The organism is Azospirillum brasilense (genome assembly GCF_007827815.1).
In the GTDB taxonomy this organism is placed as follows: domain Bacteria; phylum Pseudomonadota; class Alphaproteobacteria; order Azospirillales; family Azospirillaceae; genus Azospirillum; species Azospirillum brasilense_C.
Genome location: NZ_VITH01000003.1, coordinates 69785 through 86112, shown reverse-complemented (window position 1 = coordinate 86112; position 16328 = coordinate 69785). Strand labels below are relative to the sequence as shown.

The 16328-nt window shown below is 69.5% G+C and carries 17 protein-coding genes and 1 riboswitch; of the genes, 10 read left to right on the top strand and 7 right to left on the bottom strand.

All coding sequences use genetic code 11. The features are described from left to right. Positions 1-8: 8 nt before the first annotated feature. Entirely contained in the window at positions 9-698 is a 690-nt protein-coding gene (locus FBZ83_RS07220) for an alpha/beta fold hydrolase (protein ID WP_145681814.1), read from the bottom strand. A gap of 279 nt (positions 699-977) precedes the next feature. Between FBZ83_RS07220 and FBZ83_RS07215 the strand changes: the two genes are divergently transcribed. Beyond that, positions 978-1346 (top strand): hypothetical protein, encoded by a 369-nt coding sequence (locus FBZ83_RS07215; protein ID WP_145681813.1) that lies wholly within the window; start codon positions 978-980, stop codon positions 1344-1346. A gap of 59 nt (positions 1347-1405) precedes the next feature. Beyond that, positions 1406-1831, top strand: a complete 426-nt coding sequence (locus FBZ83_RS07210) for a hypothetical protein (RefSeq protein ID WP_200476373.1) — start codon at positions 1406-1408, stop codon at positions 1829-1831. A 22-nt stretch (positions 1832-1853) separates the two neighbouring features. Here FBZ83_RS07210 and FBZ83_RS07205 read toward each other — a convergent pair whose 3' ends face one another. After that, a complete protein-coding gene (locus tag FBZ83_RS07205; RefSeq protein ID WP_114856783.1) occupies positions 1854-2417 on the bottom strand; it encodes a manganese efflux pump MntP in 564 nt (187 codons plus the stop codon). Positions 2418-2475: 58 nt separating this feature from the next. Further along, a riboswitch (yybP-ykoY riboswitch) is annotated at positions 2476-2622 on the bottom strand. 219 nt (positions 2623-2841) lie between these two features. Between FBZ83_RS07205 and FBZ83_RS07200 the strand changes: the two genes are divergently transcribed. The 3 genes from FBZ83_RS07200 (at position 2842) to FBZ83_RS07190 (ending at position 5266) form a co-directional block, all read left to right on the top strand. Then, positions 2842-4530, top strand: a complete 1689-nt coding sequence (locus FBZ83_RS07200; protein ID WP_145681810.1) for a methyl-accepting chemotaxis protein — start codon at positions 2842-2844, stop codon at positions 4528-4530. Positions 4531-4546: 16 nt separating this feature from the next. Continuing rightward, positions 4547-4891 (top strand): hypothetical protein, encoded by a 345-nt coding sequence (locus FBZ83_RS07195; protein ID WP_145681809.1) that lies wholly within the window; start codon positions 4547-4549, stop codon positions 4889-4891. 78 nt (positions 4892-4969) lie between these two features. Next, positions 4970-5266: a DUF1289 domain-containing protein gene (locus tag FBZ83_RS07190; RefSeq protein WP_145681807.1), complete on the top strand. Its 297-nt coding sequence runs from the start codon at positions 4970-4972 to the stop codon at positions 5264-5266. 51 nt (positions 5267-5317) lie between these two features. On the opposite strand, the gene FBZ83_RS07185 is transcribed toward FBZ83_RS07190, so the two are convergent. Further along, on the bottom strand, positions 5318-5563 hold the full coding sequence (locus FBZ83_RS07185; protein WP_247888193.1) for a hypothetical protein: 246 nt from the start codon (positions 5561-5563) through the stop codon (positions 5318-5320). A 204-nt stretch (positions 5564-5767) separates the two neighbouring features. Between FBZ83_RS07185 and FBZ83_RS07180 the strand changes: the two genes are divergently transcribed. The 5 genes from FBZ83_RS07180 (at position 5768) to FBZ83_RS07160 (ending at position 10320) form a co-directional block, all read left to right on the top strand. Beyond that, entirely contained in the window at positions 5768-6724 is a 957-nt protein-coding gene (locus FBZ83_RS07180) for a DMT family transporter (protein ID WP_247888192.1), read from the top strand. A gap of 73 nt (positions 6725-6797) precedes the next feature. Continuing rightward, positions 6798-7583, top strand: a complete 786-nt coding sequence (locus tag FBZ83_RS07175; RefSeq protein ID WP_145681806.1) for an SDR family oxidoreductase — start codon at positions 6798-6800, stop codon at positions 7581-7583. Between the two features lie 10 nt (positions 7584-7593). After that, positions 7594-9222 (top strand): alpha-amylase family glycosyl hydrolase, encoded by a 1629-nt coding sequence (locus FBZ83_RS07170; RefSeq protein ID WP_247888191.1) that lies wholly within the window; start codon positions 7594-7596, stop codon positions 9220-9222. Further along, positions 9219-9515, top strand: coding sequence for a GNAT family N-acetyltransferase (locus FBZ83_RS07165; RefSeq protein WP_014242492.1), 297 nt, complete (start codon positions 9219-9221; stop codon positions 9513-9515). The genes FBZ83_RS07170 and FBZ83_RS07165 overlap by 4 nt, the downstream gene beginning before the upstream one ends. Before the next feature lie 10 nt (positions 9516-9525). Next, positions 9526-10320 carry a DUF3108 domain-containing protein gene (locus FBZ83_RS07160; RefSeq protein WP_145681804.1) on the top strand — a complete coding sequence of 265 codons (795 nt, stop codon included), beginning with the start codon at positions 9526-9528 and terminating at the stop codon, positions 10318-10320. A 28-nt stretch (positions 10321-10348) separates the two neighbouring features. On the opposite strand, the gene FBZ83_RS07155 is transcribed toward FBZ83_RS07160, so the two are convergent. The 4 genes from FBZ83_RS07155 to FBZ83_RS07140 are packed head-to-tail and all read right to left on the bottom strand — an operon-like array spanning position 10349 to position 16081. Beyond that, complete coding sequence (locus tag FBZ83_RS07155) at positions 10349-11008, bottom strand: LutC/YkgG family protein (protein ID WP_145681803.1); 660 nt, start codon at positions 11006-11008, stop codon at positions 10349-10351. Further along, positions 11001-12425, bottom strand: a complete 1425-nt coding sequence (locus FBZ83_RS07150; RefSeq protein WP_145681802.1) for a LutB/LldF family L-lactate oxidation iron-sulfur protein — start codon at positions 12423-12425, stop codon at positions 11001-11003. The genes FBZ83_RS07155 and FBZ83_RS07150 overlap by 8 nt, the downstream gene beginning before the upstream one ends. Beyond that, on the bottom strand, positions 12418-13188 hold the full coding sequence (locus FBZ83_RS07145; protein WP_145681801.1) for a (Fe-S)-binding protein: 771 nt from the start codon (positions 13186-13188) through the stop codon (positions 12418-12420). Before FBZ83_RS07145 ends, FBZ83_RS07150 begins: the two co-directional genes overlap by 8 nt. 19 nt (positions 13189-13207) lie before the next feature. Beyond that, positions 13208-16081 (bottom strand): FAD-binding and (Fe-S)-binding domain-containing protein, encoded by a 2874-nt coding sequence (locus FBZ83_RS07140; RefSeq protein WP_145681799.1) that lies wholly within the window; start codon positions 16079-16081, stop codon positions 13208-13210. Positions 16082-16328: the final 247 nt, after the last annotated feature.

The window sequence follows — 16328 nt, the reverse complement described above, 5'->3', positions numbered from 1 at the left end:
GGTGCCCGTCAGCGGGCGCCCGCCGCCTCGATGATCACCGCCGCCACCGCGTCGGGCCGGGAGGCGTGCGGGACGTGGCTGGTCCCGACCTCGACCGTCCGCGCGCCGATGCGCTCGGCGGTCGCCCGCAGGAAGGCCGGGGGAAGCATCCGGTCCTCGCCGGCGACGACGTACCAGGACGGCTTGTGCTCCCACGCCGCGGCGGTCACGCGCGTGCGGAAGCAGCCGGCATGGACCGGCCCCTGCGTCGCGGCCAGCAGCGCCGCCTCCGTCGCCGGCACATCCTGGGCGAAGTTCGCCGCCAGGCTCTCCGCCGACAAATGCAGATAGCCCGCGCGGTCCATCGACACGCTGGACAGGCCGGGCGAGGGCGGGAAGGGCTTCAGCGTGTCGTTCGGCGACTGGCCGACCCCCGGCGCGAAGGCCGCCACATAGACCAGCGCCTTCACCTTGTCCTGATTCCCGATCTGCGTGATCACCGCCCCGCCCCAAGAGTGGCCGACCAGCACAACCGGCCCCTTGGCGCGGTCGATGGCGCGCTGGACATGGGCGACGTCCTCGTCCAGCGAAGTCAGCGGATTCTGTACGGCGATCGCCTCCAGCCCCTGGGCCTGGAGCAGGGGGATCACGCGGCTCCAGGCGGAGCCGTCCGCGAAGGCGCCGTGGACGAGGATGACGGAAGTGGCGACCGGGTCCATGGACCGATTCCCGTGACAGTGACCGACCCTATCCTCTGAGCACGCCCGCGCCCGCCTGTCCAGCGCGGAGGCTGCGCTTTTCCTCCCTGTGGAAAAGCCGCCCGGACTCTGGGGTCAAAGGATGTCTTGCTGCGGAGCGGGATGAAAATTTCGCGAAATCGCCCTTGAAGCTAAGATTGTTCTGGGATACGGTATACCAACAGTGAGGCAAGGCGATTGTCCGCCCCCTCCGCCAAGCCAGTCCGTCCGTATCGCCAGCCCGAGCCCTTGAGGTGAGCCATGGTCAAGACCCTTTCCGCCGTCCGTCCCGGAAGCCGCCCGAACGCCCTCCGCGGTGTCGACGATGCCGCTCCCGCCGGCGTCGTGGTCGCCCTGCGCCCCGATCATCGGCCGTCCGATCATCGCCATTCTGATCATCGGCAGCGGGCCGCGGTGCTGGCGGCGACCACCGGCGGGCGCGGCCCGCGCATGGACATGCTGACGATCACCCACAGCCGCGGCGCGGCGGAGGATCGCGGGGCGGAACTTATCCACATCGATGGCCCTTACGCGGATGTTCTGGCCTACATCGCCGACTCGCCGGAGTGCGTGGTCTGCTTCGACACGCTGCACGGCGGCATGGCCCGCGCGCAATTGTCCGTGCCCTGACCGGGCGCCGGGTCCTGCTGGAGAGCGAACCGATGAACGCTTGTATGATGAGTGATTGTGTGACGATGCCCTTTTCCGGGCAGGAACTGGCCTCCGCGATCATCGCGGCGGCGCTGTCCTACCCCTCCGCCAACGGCCGGCTGTGCCTGCCCGACGGCGCGGTGCCGTGCGATCCGGCGGCGCTGGAACGGGAGTTCACGGTGGCGTCGCAGGGGCTGTCCCACTGGCTGGCGCAGAACGACCAGGAGATCGCCGGCGCGGCGCGGGCCAGCCGGTTGAAGATCGCGGCCGGAGTCATCCGGGCGGCCCTGGCGACCCTGGAGCACGCCGGGCGGCGCTGCGGCGACTTGCGCGATCGCGGAGAGCGGACGCTGTCCGTCGACTTCGGCGCGGTCTGCGACCGGGTTCAGGAGCGTCCGGGCCTGCTCGCCCAGACGGTGGCCGCCGCCGCGGCCGGCCACATCGTCCAAGCGGTCGCCGCCTGAAAACGGGCGTGATTGCCCGGCGTTAAAGAAGGGTGTGCTCGACCAGGATCTTGGTGCCGATGGCGAGCAGCCCGAGGCCGCCGATCAGTTCGGCGCGGCGGCCGAGCAGCGGGCCGGCGGCCCGGCCCAGCAGGACGCCGCCGAAGCCCATCAGGAAGGTGACGACGCCGATCAGGCTGGCGGTCACCGCGATGTTCACGTCCGCCATGGCGAGGCCGACCCCCACCGCGCTGGCGTCGATGCTGGTCGCCACCGCCACGGTCAGCAGGGCCAGCCAGCCCGAGCGCGCGGCCGCCGCCTCGTCGTCCTCTTCCCCGGCCAGCGCGTTGCGGATCATCGATCCGCCGATCAGCAGCAGCAGGCCGAAGGCGATCCAGTGGTCCACCGCCTGGACGAAGCCGGCGAAGGCCGAACCCACCGCCCAGCCGATCGAGGCCATCGAGAGCTGGCAGAGGCCGAAGGCGAAACCGACCCGCAACGCCTCGGACAGGCCCGGACGCTTCTGAACGGCGCCACGGCCCAGCGCTGCGGCGAAGCTGTCCATGGAAAGGCTGACGGCGAGGACGAGGGAGGTCACACCGAGCATGGCAACGAACTCCGGCCAAACGGACACGACAGCACGGCTACCCCCGGTTGGCCTTCGGGAACATCCGCACCATCGGTCTTGCCGAACCGGCCGGACGCTGTCCGGCTGCCGCGTGCACCACGGGACGTCCTGAGAAAGGATGGTCCCGAGTCTGTTGGCGCACGCCCCTCTCGCAGGAGGGTGGCTACTCCCCAATGACGAGGCGGACCCTAACGCCGCAGAGTGTGGGTGTCAATCTATATGAACAGCTGTTCATATATATTTGAATCACTCTAAAACGGCATGCGTCGTGCCCCGCCAGGGGCAGGGCATGGTGCAGTGCGGAACGATTTGTTAAGAGCCTCTGACGCTTTTATGCCTCTGCGGTTCGTTGGCGTACGAAACGCTGGGATTCACTGGGCATCATTGGGGGCGGGGGTTCGCCATGGGGTTGCTGACGGGGGTCGGCTCGCTGTCGCTTTCGGGCAAGACGGTGTCGCTGTGTGTCGGTGGATTGGCAGTGTTGACGAGCAGCACCTTTGCTGTCAACGAAACGTTGTTGAGCCGCTATGCGGAGCGCATGGCGGTCGAGCGGCAGGAAACGAACATGCGCGTCGCCTGGGACGTGCTGAACCAGTACGGGCGGGACATCAGCGTCCGCGACGGCACGCTGTACGCCGGCGACCGTGCGTTGAACGGCTTCTTCGAGCCGGTGGACCGGGTGAAGGCGCTGGTCGGCGGCACCGCCACCCTGTTCATGGGCGACACGCGCGTCACCACCAACGTCCAGAAACCGGATGGCGCGCGCGCCGTCGGCACCCAACTGGCCAAGGGGCCGGTCTACGACGCCGTGCTGGTCCGGGGCGAGCCGTACCGTGGGCAGGCCGACATCCTGGGCGTTCCCTTCTACACCGCCTACGACCCGATCAAGGACCGCTCGGGCAAGGTGGTCGGCGTGCTCTATGTCGGTGTGCCGCGGGCTGAGTTCTTCGCCCCGATCCGCGACACCCAGACGATGATCGGTGGGCTGGGCGCCGCGGTGACGCTGCTGGTGGCCGGCGGCAGCCTGCTGTTGTCGCGACGCATCTTCCGCCCGCTGTCCGCCATGCGCGGCGCCATGGAGCGGCTGGCGACGGGGACCCTGTCGGTCGAGATTCCGGCGCTCGGCCGCAAGGACGAGATCGGCGGCATGGCCCGGGCGCTCAGCGTCTTCAAGGAGAACGCGCAGCGGGTGGCCCGGCTCGACGCCGCCCAGGCGGAGGAACGCGCCCGCGCCGAGCGGGACCGCCGCGACGCGCTGGACGCGGTCGCCCGCAACTTCGACGAGACGATGCTGAGCGTGGTCGAGACGCTGAGCGCCACGACGGCCCAACTCGAAGCCAACGCCCAGCGTCTCCATGACATCGCCGAGCGCAGCAGCGGGCAGGCCGCCGCGGTCAGCGGCGCGGCGGGCGAGGCCAGCGACGACGTGCGGACCGTGGCCGGCGCCACCGAGGAGCTGACGGCGTCCATCGTCGAGGTGTCCCGCCAGATCGACGAGTCCTCCCGCATGGTCCGCAACGCGGTGGAGGAGGTGGAGCGCACCAACCACACGGTCGAGGGCCTTGCCGCCGCCGCCGGCAAGATCGGGGAGGTGGTGACGCTGATCCAGAGCATCGCCGCGCAGACCAACCTGCTGGCGCTGAACGCGACCATCGAGGCGGCGCGGGCGGGGGAGGCCGGCAAGGGCTTCGCCGTCGTCGCCAACGAGGTGAAGGGGCTCGCCAACCAGACCGCCAGGGCGACCGACGAGATCGCCCAGCAGGTGGCGGAGATCCAGGCGGTGACCGGCAGCGCGGTGACGGCCATCGGCGGCATCGGGCGCACGGTGATCGCGGTCAACGATCTGGTCGGCCGCATCGCCGAGTCCGCCGACCGTCAGAACGCCACCACCGGTGAAATCGCCCGTAGCGTCCAGCGCGCCGCCGACCGCACGTCGGAGGTGACCCACAGCGTTCGCGACGTGTCGGCCTCCGCGCACGAGACCGGCACCATGGCGTCGGAGGTGCGCTCTGCCGCCGCCGATCTCGGCCGGCAGGCGCTGGCTCTGCGCGAGCAGGCCGGCGCGTTTCTCAATCAGGTGCGTTCGGCATAAGGGGAGGCTTCCGCCCGTGTTCCGCAACCCGCGTTCGCTGCTGTTCGTCTTCTTCTTCGCGTCGCTGGCGGCGCTGCTGGTCTTCAGCGGCGACCCGCCGGACGGCGGGCGGACCGACGCGAACCGGGATTTCCTGGCGGCCTGCGAGGCCAGCCCCTTCGCCGCGCAGAACACCGGCTCCACCGAGGCGGCGGTCCGGGTCTGCTCCTGCATCCTGTCCTGGCACCGCAAGGAGGGCGAGGCCACCGGCCGGCCGCTTCCCGCCGCGCTCTATCGTGGGGATGGGGCGGCGGCCGCCGCCGCCGCGGCGGTGGACGAGCGGGCGCGGGCTTCCTGCCTGTCCGGGCGCGTGGCGCCCTGAGCAATTTCTGAGAATCGTCCGCAGGACGGGGTGGCGAGGGCTTTTCCTTCGGCACCGCAGCACCCATCCTATGGCGCTATGGGCACACACGACACCCGCAATCCCTGCACGAAGCTCTGCCGCTTCGACGCGGCGGACCGCTGCTTGGGCTGCTTCCGCACCCGCGCCGAGGTGAAGCACTGGAAACGCCTGCCGGACGAGACGAAGGCGGCGATCAACGCCCGCATCGCCGCGCGCGGCGGCACCGTCTCAAAGAAGGACGGCAAGCGCGCGAAGAAGCTCGACAAGGAGATTCGCAAGCTGGAGGCGAAGCTCGCCACCCTGCGCGCCCGCCGGTCGGACCTGGAGGGGCCGGTCGCCAGGGCGGCGGAGTGAACGCCACCGCCCGCCGCCCGCCGCCTTGACGGCCGGACTATGGGCGCCGTGTCAACCGATCCCGGCGTGCCGTTCCACGTACAGCAGCAGGGCAGGGTAATAGTGCTTCTGTGAAACCGTCAGTTCCTGGCAGTAACGGCGGGCCATACCGTTCGAAAGCCAAGCATCAAGCTCGCCGGTCTCACGCTTCTGGGCGATGACGCGGTCGATCTTGTCCATGATCTTGTGGATCACGTCCGTTCCTTTTCGGGTGTTGATTTGTCGTGGAAGAGGTGAACGCCGCAACAGCGGCGCCATCGATTGCCCTTTCAATATGAACCACGGGACGGCGGTGAGCTGCGCATTGTGGGCATGCCTGCGTACCGCATTGCACAAAAGTCCAAGGGGGCCAGCGCGCCCACGCGCGGGTCTGCCCTTCGCAGGCGTTCGTTGACCGGCTTCCCGGTGGCGCCCCATTCTGCGCGCTGAAGGAAGAATGAACGGGGGAGGACGTGCGGTGGGATGGCGGCGGACCGCCGCGCCGCCGCGGCCATCATCATGAGCGCCATCGCCATCAACGAACGCCGCGCGGAGCTGGACGGCGCCGCCTCCGCCACGCTGGTCCTGCTTTGCCTGCTCTGGGGCCTGCAGCAGGTCGCCATCAAGGTCGCCATGACCGGCTTCTCGCCGGTGCTCCAGGGCGGGTTGCGCTCGCTGGGCGCGTTGGCCCTGCTGTGGGCCTGGGCGGCGCTGCGCGGCATGCGCCTGTTCGAGCGGGACGGCACGCTGGGGCTGGGCCTGCTGGCCGGGCTGCTGTTCGCCGGGGAGTTCCTGCTGGTCTATGCCGGGCTGTCCTACACCACGGTGTCGCGCAGCATCCTGTTCCTCTACACGGCCCCCTTCCTGGTGTCGGTCGGTGCGCATCTGCTGCTGCCGGGGGAGCGGATGCGCGGCGTCCAGGCGGCCGGGCTGGCCTGCGCCTTCGTCGGGGTGGCCGTCGCCTTCGCCGACGGGCTGCGCCTGCCGACGAACCGCGAAGTGATCGGCGACCTGATGGTGCTGGCCGCGGCGGTGCTGTGGGCGGCCACCACCCTGGTCATCAAGGGTAGCCGGCTGGTCCGCGCCAGCTCGACCAAGGTGCTGTTCTACCAGCTCGCCGTGTCCGGGGCGGTGATGCCGGTGGCTTCGCTTCTGATGGGCGAGGCGGGGGTGACCGCGCCCGGCCCGCTGGCGCTGGCCTGCCTCGCCTTCCAGATCGTGGTGGTGGCCTTCGCCTCCTACCTCGCCTGGTTCTGGCTGGTGGCCCGCTACCCGGCGGCCCGCCTGTCGGCCTTCACCTTCCTGACCCCGCTGTTCGGCGTGCTGTCCGGCGCCCTGCTGCTGGGCGAGCGGATCAGCGTGAGCCTCGCCGCGGCGATGCTGCTGGTCTGCGCCGGCATCTGGCTGGTGAACCGCCGCGCGCCCGCCGTGGGTGCTTAGAAACACGGGAACCGCCCCGGCCGCCATCGGTTGGCTCTGCTGTCCCAGCACAAGCAGCGGAGCCGGTTTCACCATGGATTTGAACGGAAAAGTCGCCCTCATCACCGGGGCCGGATCGGGCATCGGCAAGGCGTCCGCCACCCTGTTCGCCGGCGCCGGGGCGAGCGTCGGCGTGCTCAGCCGCACCGAGGATGAGATCCGCAAGACGGCGGAGGAGATCACCGCGGCGGGTGGCAAGGCGATTCCCCTGGTCGCCGACGTCGCCGACAGCGAGGCGGTGAAGCGGGCGGTGGACCGGCTGGTCCAGGAGTACGGGCGGCTGGACATCGTCTTCGCCAACGCCGGCATCAACGGCGTCTGGGCGCCGATCGACGAGCTGACTCCGGAGGAATGGGACCGCACCATCAACATCAACCTGCGCGGCACCTACCTGACGCTGCACCACGCGGTGCCGCATCTGAAGAAGGCGGGCGGCGGATCGGTGCTGGTGACCGCCTCGATCAACGGAACGCGGGTGTTCAGCAACGCCGGGGCCACCGCCTATTCCTGCACCAAGGCGGCGCAGGTCGCCATGGTCCAGATGCTGGCGCTGGAACTGGCCAAGCACCGCATCCGCGTCAACGCCATCTGTCCGGGAATGATCGACACCGCGATCCAGGACAACACCCAGGCGCGCAACACCGCGGAGGCCGAGGAGGCCGCCGAATATCCCGACGGCGAAATTCCGCTGACCCGTGGCAAGCCGGGCAGCAGCGCCGACGTGGCGGAGCTGGCGCTGTTCCTGGCGTCCGACCGGTCGAAGCACATCACCGGCACCCCCGTCTGGATCGACGGTGCCGAATCCCTGCTGATCGGCTGAGGACCCGCTCATGGCGGACGGCATCATGGCAGACGGCGTCGCGTGGTGGCAGAGCGGGGTGATCTATCAGGTCTACCCGCGCTCCTTCCAGGATTCGAACGGCGACGGGGTGGGCGACCTGCCGGGAATCCTGGCCCGGCTCGACCATCTCCAGGCGCTCGGGGTGGACGCGCTGTGGGTGTCGCCGATCTACCCGTCGCCGATGGCCGATTTCGGCTACGACGTGTCGGACTACACGGGCATCCACCGGCTGTTCGGGACGATGGCGGATTTCGACCGGCTGCTGGCGGAACTGCACCGCCGGGGCATGAAGCTGATCCTGGATTTCGTGCCCAACCACAGCTCCGACCAACACCCGTGGTTCCAGGCCAGCCGCTCGTCGCGCGACGATCCCAAGCGGGACTGGTACATCTGGCGCGACCCGGCCCCGGACGGGGGACCGCCGAACAACTGGCTGTCGGAGTTCGGCGGCGGCGCTTGGGAATGGGACGCGGCGACCGGACAATACTATTACCACGCCTATCTGAAGGAGCAGCCGGACCTCAACTGGCGGAATCCGGCGCTGCGCGCGGCCATGCTCGACGCGCTGCGCGTCTGGCTGGAGCGCGGGGTGGACGGCTTCCGGGTGGACGCCATCCACCATCTGATCAAGGACGCGCAATTCCGCGACAACCCGCCGAACCCCGGCTGGCGGGAGGGCATGTCGCCGGTCCGCCGGTTGATCCGCCTCCACACCGTGGACCAGCCGGAGGTGCACGACGCCATCGCCGCCATGCGCCGCGTGGCGGATGAGTACGGCCCCGACCGGCTGCTGATCGGCGAGGCCTATCTGCCCATCGACCAGCTCATGGCCTATTACGGCGCCGACCTGACGGGCTTCCAGCTTCCCTTCAACTTCCATCTGCTGTCCACCCCGTGGGAGGCCAAGGCGCTGGCCGCGCTGATCCGCACCTACGAGGCCGCCCTGCCGCCCGGCAGCTGGCCGAACTGGGTGCTCGGCAACCACGACCGCTCCCGCGTGGCGAGCCGGCTGGGACGGGGGCAGGCGCGGGTGGCGGCCATGCTGCTGCTGACGCTGCGCGGCACGCCGACGCTCTACCAGGGCGACGAGATCGGAATGACCGACGTGGCGATCCCGCCGGACCGCGTGCAGGACCCGTGGGAGAAGAACATCCCCGGCCTGGGGTTGGGCCGCGATCCGGTGCGCACGCCGATTCCCTGGGACGGCGGTCCGCAGGGCGGCTTCACGACCGGCGAGCCCTGGCTGCCGATCGGCCCCGACCACGACCGGGTGAACGTCGCGGCACAGGCGGCCGACCCGTCCTCGATGCTGGCGCTGCACCGCGCCCTGCTGGCGCTGCGGCGGGCGGAGCCGGCCTTGTCGGTCGGATGCTACGAGCCGGTGTCGGCGGAGGACGACGTCCTGGTCTACGAGCGCCGCCATGAAGGCGACCGCTTCCGTGTCCTGCTGAACCTGTCGGCGGCGGAGCGAAAGGTGGACGTGGTGCCCGACGCTGCCCATATCCGGCTGTCCACCCATCTCGACCGTGGTGGGGAGCCGGCGTCCGGCGCCCTGCGCCTGCGGGCCGACGAGGGGGTGGTGATCGGTTTCGACGACAAGGGAAAGGGTGGGGAATGAGCGGGGACGTGAAGAACAACGCGGCCAAGAACCGGTACGAGCTGACCGTGGGCGACGCCACCGCGGTGGTGGAGTACGAAAAGCGCGACGGGGCCATCGTCTTCACCCACACCGAAGTTCCGGAGAGCATGGCCGGGCAGGGCATCGGCTCCGCGCTGGCGCGCGGCGCGCTGGAGGACGCGCGCTCCAGCGGGCAGAAGGTTGTGCCGGTCTGCCCCTTCGTGGCCAAATACATCCAGCGCCACCCCGAATACCAGGATCTGGTCGTCGCGGAGGGCGGACCATCGACGTGAGGCGTTCGCCGTGAAACGGATTGTCCTAACCGCCGGCTTGCTGTGTCTTCTGCCGGCGGCTGGATCGGCCGCGACGCTGGAGCTGGACTTCGCCGCCTATGGCGGCGGCGTCTCCCTGGCGCGCGGCAGCGTCGTGCTGACGGAGGAGGCGGAGGGCGCCGCCAGCCGCTACCGCGCAGCGCTGGAGGCGGAGGCGGTGCCCTGGCTTGGCCTCTTCACCAACTTCCGCTACCACGCCGAATCCGCCGGCCGGCTGGAGGCCGGCACCGCCCAGCCCGACCGCTTCCGCGGCGAGCGCCGCCTGCGCCGCAAGCAGGACATCATGACGCTGACCTTCGGCTCCGACGGGGTGGACGTGGAGGCTGAGCCGCCGCTGAGCCCCGACAAGGCGGCGCGGGTGCCGCCGGACAGCCGCCGAGGCAGCATCGATCCGCTGAGCGCCGGGGCGGCGGTGATCCTGACCGCCAGCCGGGCGGGTGGCTGCGGCGGCCGCTACCCCGTCTATGACGGGCGCCGCCGCTACGACATCATCATGACGCCGCAGGGCCAGGGCAACCTGCCCTCGTCGCGCTACCGCATCGCTACGGGATCGGCGGAGGTCTGCGCGGTCACCGTCCGCCCGGTGGCCGGCTTCGAGGGCGACCGCGACCGGGACCGCTTCTTCGCCGAAGGGGTCGAGCGCAAGGCGACCGTGTGGTTCGCCCGCGCGCCGGAGAGCGGGCGCGTCGTCCCCGTGACGGTGGAGGTGCCGACCGACACGATGACGGTGCTGGTCCACACCGTCGGCGTGAAGGCCGGCCTCTGACCCGCTGCTTCCGTGAGCGCCGACGCCGTCAGCGGATAACGACCACCACCAGCCGCTTCGGCCCGTGGACGCCGTAGGCCAGCGTCTGCTCGATGTCCGCCGTCTTCGATGGGCCGGAGATCAGCAGGGCGTTGGTCGGCATGCCGTCGGCCCAGCGGTTCTCGGTCATCGCCTGCCAGAAGGTGTCGTACAGCGCGTCGGCGCGCAGCAGCGCCAGATGCATGTGCGGCACCAGCGACATCAGCCGCGGCTCCTCCGGCGTCGGCCAGACGATCAGGCTGCCGGTGTCGGCGATGGCCCCCAGCGTCGTGGTGATGCCGGCGTCGATGCCGTCGAACAGCCGTTCCTTGAAAGTCTCGACCCGGTCGGCGTAGGGGATCAGCTCCGGCCCGCCCTCCGCCCATTCGGCCGACAGGCGCCCCCCGGCTTCGGTCGCCGGGCCGAACAGCAGGTTGCGGGTGCCCTGCGCCTTGAGGAAGGCCTGGACGTCGGTAGGCCAGTCGGCCTCCGTCGTCTCCAGGAATTCCGTGTGGACGGCCTCCATCATGCGCTTGATGCGCTCCAGCCGTTCCGCGCCGTCCCAGCGCTTGTTGCGCAGGACGGCGAAGTCGGACTCCGGCGGGGTCAGCGGGTGGGCGTCGCGACCGGCGCGCAGCTTGCCCAGGATCGCGTTTCTGGACTCAGACATCGGGAATCCCCTTCTCGCGGGCGAGGGCGTGGAGCGTGCGGTTGGCGAAGCGCGGCTTGGCCCGCACGTTCGTCCACTCCTTGAGCAGCGGCAGGCTGGCCGGCGCGGCGTTGCCCAGCTTGGCCAGAAGCGCCGTGGCGAACTGGTAGGCGAGCGGCGAGGCGTAGGTCATCGACCAGCCCTTCCAGACCATCGCCTCCGCCTTGCTGGCGTGCGAGCCGGCGCCCCGCACCGCGTCGCCGGGGTGCACGGCCTCCGACCGCAGGCGGCCCATGATCTCGACGATGGGGATCTTGACCGGGCAGATCTCGACGCAGGCGTTGCACATGGTGCAGGCGTGCGGCAGCTCGCCCCGCTTCTCCAGCCCTTCCACCTGCGGCATCAGGATCGAGCCGATCGGGCCGGGGTAGGGCGCCTGATAGGCGTGGCCGCCGACCTTGGTGTAGACCGGGCAATGGTTCATGCAGGCGCCGCAGCGGATGCAGCGCAGCGTGTTGCGGAGCTCCTCGTCGGCGTAGATGCCCGACCGCCCGTTGTCGAGGATCACCAGATGGATCTCGTCCGGGCCGTCCTTCTCGCCCGCCTTGCGGGGGCTGGAGATCATGTTGACGTAGGTGGTGATCGGCTGGGCGGTGGCGGAGCGGGTCAGCAGGCTGATGACCGGCGGCACGTCTTCCAGCTTCTCGACGACCTTTTCCAGGCCCATGACGGCGATGTGGACGGGCGGCACGGTGGTGCTCATGCGCCCGTTGCCCTCGTTCTCGACCAGGCAGAGCGTGCCCGTCTCCGCCACCGCCATGTTGACGCCGGAGATGCCGACGTCGGCGGTCGCGAACTTCTTGCGCAGGACGCGGCGGGCGAGGTCGGTGAGCTGGGCCACGTCCTCGGTGTATTCCGCTTCCTTGATCTTCTGCTTGAACAGATGGGCGATCTGCTTTGTATTCATGTGGATCGCCGGCATGATGATGTGCGAGGGCATCGCTTCATCAAGCTGGACGATGTATTCGCCGAGGTCGCTTTCCAGGCACTCGATGCCGCGCTTCTCCAGGAAGGCGTTGAGGTGCATCTCCTCCGACACCATCGACTTGCCCTTGACCACCAGCTTCGCGTTCACGCGCTGCATGATGGACAGGACGATGGCGTTGGCCTCGTCGGTGGTGGAGGCCCAATGGACCTGGATGCCGTTCTTCGTGCAGTTGGCTTCCAGCTTCTCCAGCAGTTCCGGCAGCTTGGACAGGGCGCGCAGGCGGACCGAGGCGCCGAGCGCGCGGACCCCGTTCCACTCGGCGGTGTCGGCGAACTGCACCGCGCGCTTGGACATCAGCCCGTCCATGGCGCGGCGGAAGTTGCCGCGGAGCTGCTGATCCTGGAGCGCGGCGCTGGAGGCCTTCGCGAAGTTGATGCTGCTCTCACCCATGGGTGCGCTCCTTCAGGAACTGGGCGATGTGGACGCCACGGACCGGCTTTTGGCCAGCCTCCAGCGCGCCGGAGATGTTCATCAGGCAGCCGCAGTCGCCGGACACCACGGCCTTGGCCCCAGTGTTCTCGATGTCCGCCACCTTGTCGCCGACCATCGCCGCAGAGATTTCCGGATGGCGCACGGCGAAGGTGCCGCCGAAGCCGCAGCATTCCTTCTCCCGCTGCAACTCGACCAGCTCGACGTTGGCGAGCTGGCGCAGCAGGGTCTTCGGCTCGTCGGTCACGCCCATTTCGCGCTGGGCGTGGCAGGAGGCGTGCCACGTGATCTTCACCGGCGGCCCCTGGTCCTCGAACTTGACCTTGAGGACCTGGACGAGGAACTGGGTCAGCTCCCACACGCGCGACGCCACCTGACGGGCGCGGGCCTCGTCCGGCTCGCCCTTGAACAGGTCGGGCCAGTGCTTGCTCATCATGCCGGCGCAGGACCCCGACGGCACGACGATGGGCCAGTCGCCGGGGAAATAGTCCAGCTGCGCGCGGGCGACCTTCAGCGCCTCCTCCCGGTAGCCGGAGTTGTAGGCGGGCTGGCCGCAGCAGCTCTGGCCCTGCGGGAAGACGACGCGGACGCCCTGCGCCTTCAGCAGCTCCATGCCGGCCATGCCGGCGTCCGGGTAGAAGAGGTCGACCAGACAGGTGCCGAAGAAATAGACGCTTTCCGGCCGCTCGATGGCGGGGCGGCTTATGGTGCCGTCGTGGCTCATGATTTTCCTCCCTCCCGCCTCAGAACGCGGGTTCCGACGCGCGCGCGGAAGCCGTGGCGGGAGCCTTCGGCGTCGAGCAGGCATCGACCAGATAGACGATGGAACGGTACGGCAAGCCGGAGTGGTCGGACAGGCCGATTTCGCAGGTCCGGCTGTTCGAATAGCCGGCCTTGGCCCCGGCGGGGATGTCCTTGGACAGGTGGCGCAGGGCGTGGGCGTTCAGCTCCGGCGTGGTGAAGCCTTTGTCGCCGGCGAAGCCGCAGCAGCCGACATCCTCCGGCACCACCACCTGGGTGGCGCAGGCGGCGGCCACCGCCTTCATCTTGGCGTCCAGCCCCATGCGGCGGGTGGAGCAAGTCAAGTGCAGCACCACCGGCTCCGTCTGCTTGGTGAAATTCAGACGATCCAGCAGATGGTCGTGGATGAACTCGACCAGATCCAGGACCTGGAGCCCGGCGTCCTTCAGGTGCTTCTTCAGCCGGAAAGAGCAGGGGCTGGTGTCCAGGACCACCGGGGCCGTGCCGTCGGCGCTGGCCGCCCAGATGGCGCGGACCATCTCCTCCGCCTTGGCGTCGGCCTGGGCGGCGAGCCCCTTGCTCTCCAGCGGCATGCCGCAGCACAGCGAGGCCAGCTGCTCCGGATAGGCGACGCGGTAGCCGGCCTTCTGGAACAGCGCCTCCACCTTCACCGGCAGCGGGGTCTTCTCCGGGTCGTTGGCGGCCGGCCCCATGCTGCGGCTGGTGCAGCTCGGCACATAGACCACGGTCGGCGCGTCGGCAGACGCCTTGGCCTGAGGCAGCGGCGTGAAGTTGGTCGGTGTGGGCAGGGCGCGCGGCAGATGCGGCAGGCGCTGGCCGGTTACGGAGCGCAGCTTCTCGAACAGCCCGTTCGCCGTGTCGTCACCCAGCGTCCGCTTCGCCAGATCGGCCAGCTTCAGGCCGGTGCGGGCGACCGACAAGGCCCCGGCGGTGTGTTCGGCGACGTAGGTGCCGAATCCCTGGGCCATCGCCCCGCGCCGGTCACCGCGGATCGCCTTGATGAGCAGCCCCGTCTCGATCCCAACCGGGCAGGCGGTGGAACAGAGGCCGCAGGCCGCGCAGGTGTCGATGCCCTGGTAATCGTAGGCCTCGTGCAGAGCGCCGAGCCGAGCCGCGTCGGCACCCGTGGCCTCAAGACGCGAAATCTCGCGCCAGCCGACGATGCGCTGGCGGGGGGAGAGCGTCATCTTGTGCGACGGGCAGGTCGGCTCGCAGAATCCGCACTCGATGCAGGTGTCCACCAGCGGGTGGGCGGCCGGCATCGCCTTGAGGTTCTTGAGATGCGCCTCCGGGTCGTCGTTCAGGATGACGCCGGGGTTCAGCAGGCCCTGCGGGTCGAGCAGCGCCTTGATCTCCTTCATCAGGCCATAGGCCTGCGGACCCCACTCCATCTCAACGAAAGGCGCCATGTTGCGGCCCGTGCCGTGCTCCGCCTTCAGCGAGCCGTCGTACTTGCGCACCACCTGATCGCACACCGCGTCCATGAAGCGGCGGTAGCGGTCGACCTCCTCGTCGGTGTCGAAGGCCTGGGTGAAGACGAAGTGCAGGTTCCCTTCCAGCGCGTGGCCGAAGATGATCGCCTCGGTGTAGCCGAACTTCAGGAACATGGCCTGAAGCTCGACCGTCGCCTCGGCCAGCCGGTCGAGCGGGTAGGCCACGTCCTCGATGATGACCGTGGTGCCGACCTTGCGCATGGCGCCGACCGCCGGGAACAGGCCCTTGCGGATCTTCCAGTAGCTTTCGCCCAGCTTGGCGTCGGTGGTGAAGGTCGCCGGGAACAGGGTCTGGGTCTGGGCGATCACCGCGCTGACCGCGGCGATGTTGGCGTCGAGCGCCGCCGCGTCCTCGCCGCGGATCTCCACCAGCAGGGCGGAGGCGTCCGGCCCCAGCCCGCCGATGAAGTCCGGCATGCCCGGCTTGCCCTCGACCGAGCGCAGCGAGGCGCGGTCCATCAACTCCACGGCCGAGACCGGCGTCGGCTTCATCAGCGCGACGGCGCGGCAGGCCTCCCCGATGTCTGGGTACATCAGCAGCGCGTTCGCCTTGTGGGCGTGTTCCGGCACCGTGTTGTAGGTGATCTCCGACAGGAAGCCGAGCGTGCCCTCCGACCCGATCATCAGGTGCTGGAGGATCTCGATCGGCTCCTCGAAGTCGACCAGGGCGTTCAGGCTGTAGCCGGTGGTGTTCTTGATGCGGAACTTGTTGCGGATGCGCTCCGCCAGGGTCTCGTCGGCGCGGGTGCGGGCGGCCAGACCGGACAGGGCGGACAGCAGGGCGCCGTGGCTGACCGCGAAGGCGTCACGGCTGGCGGCGTCGCCGGTGTCCAGCAGCGTGCCGTCGGCCAGCACCAGCCGCATGGAGGCCAGCGTGCGGTAGCTGTTCTGCGCGGTGCCGCAGCACATGCCGCTGGCGTTGTTGGCCGCGATGCCGCCGATCTTGGCGGTGGCGATCGAGGCCGGGTCCGGACCGATCTTGCGCCCGAAGGGGGCCAGCTTGCGGTTCGCCTCCGCCCCGATGACTCCGGGCTGGAGGGTCACCGTCGCGGCACCCGGCGGGATGGTGCAGCCGCGCCAGCTGTCGCCCAGCAGAACCAGGACCGAATCGGTGACCGCCTGGCCCGACAGGCTGGTGCCGGCGGCGCGGAAGGTCACCGGGGTCTTCAGCTCCCGGCAGAGGTTGAGCAGCCGCACCACCTCGCCCTCGGCCTCGACGATGGCGACGATCTTCGGGATCAGGCGGTAGAAGCTGCCGTCGGTCCCGTAGGCCAGCGTGCGCAGCGGGTCGGTGACGAGGCGTTCGTCCGGCATGAACTCCCGGAGGGCCGCGTGCAGGCGGTCATAGGGCGCGGGCAGCATCGGTTCTCGGGGCCTCCGGATATGGGACCGCGCGACGACTCCTCCGTGATCGCCGGTCCGGGTTGCGGGTGCTGGGGCGAGGTTTGTTTCCGCCCGTCGGACGGACGGCTTGTTGTGTGCCACAGTCAGTATGTCGGATAATCGATTTGCTGGGTGGCCGCAATGGTAAAATGAATTGACCAAACGCAGCGCTGTGCTGCTGCAATGCAATAAGAAAGCGGCGCCACCCGACCGGATGGAAGGCCGA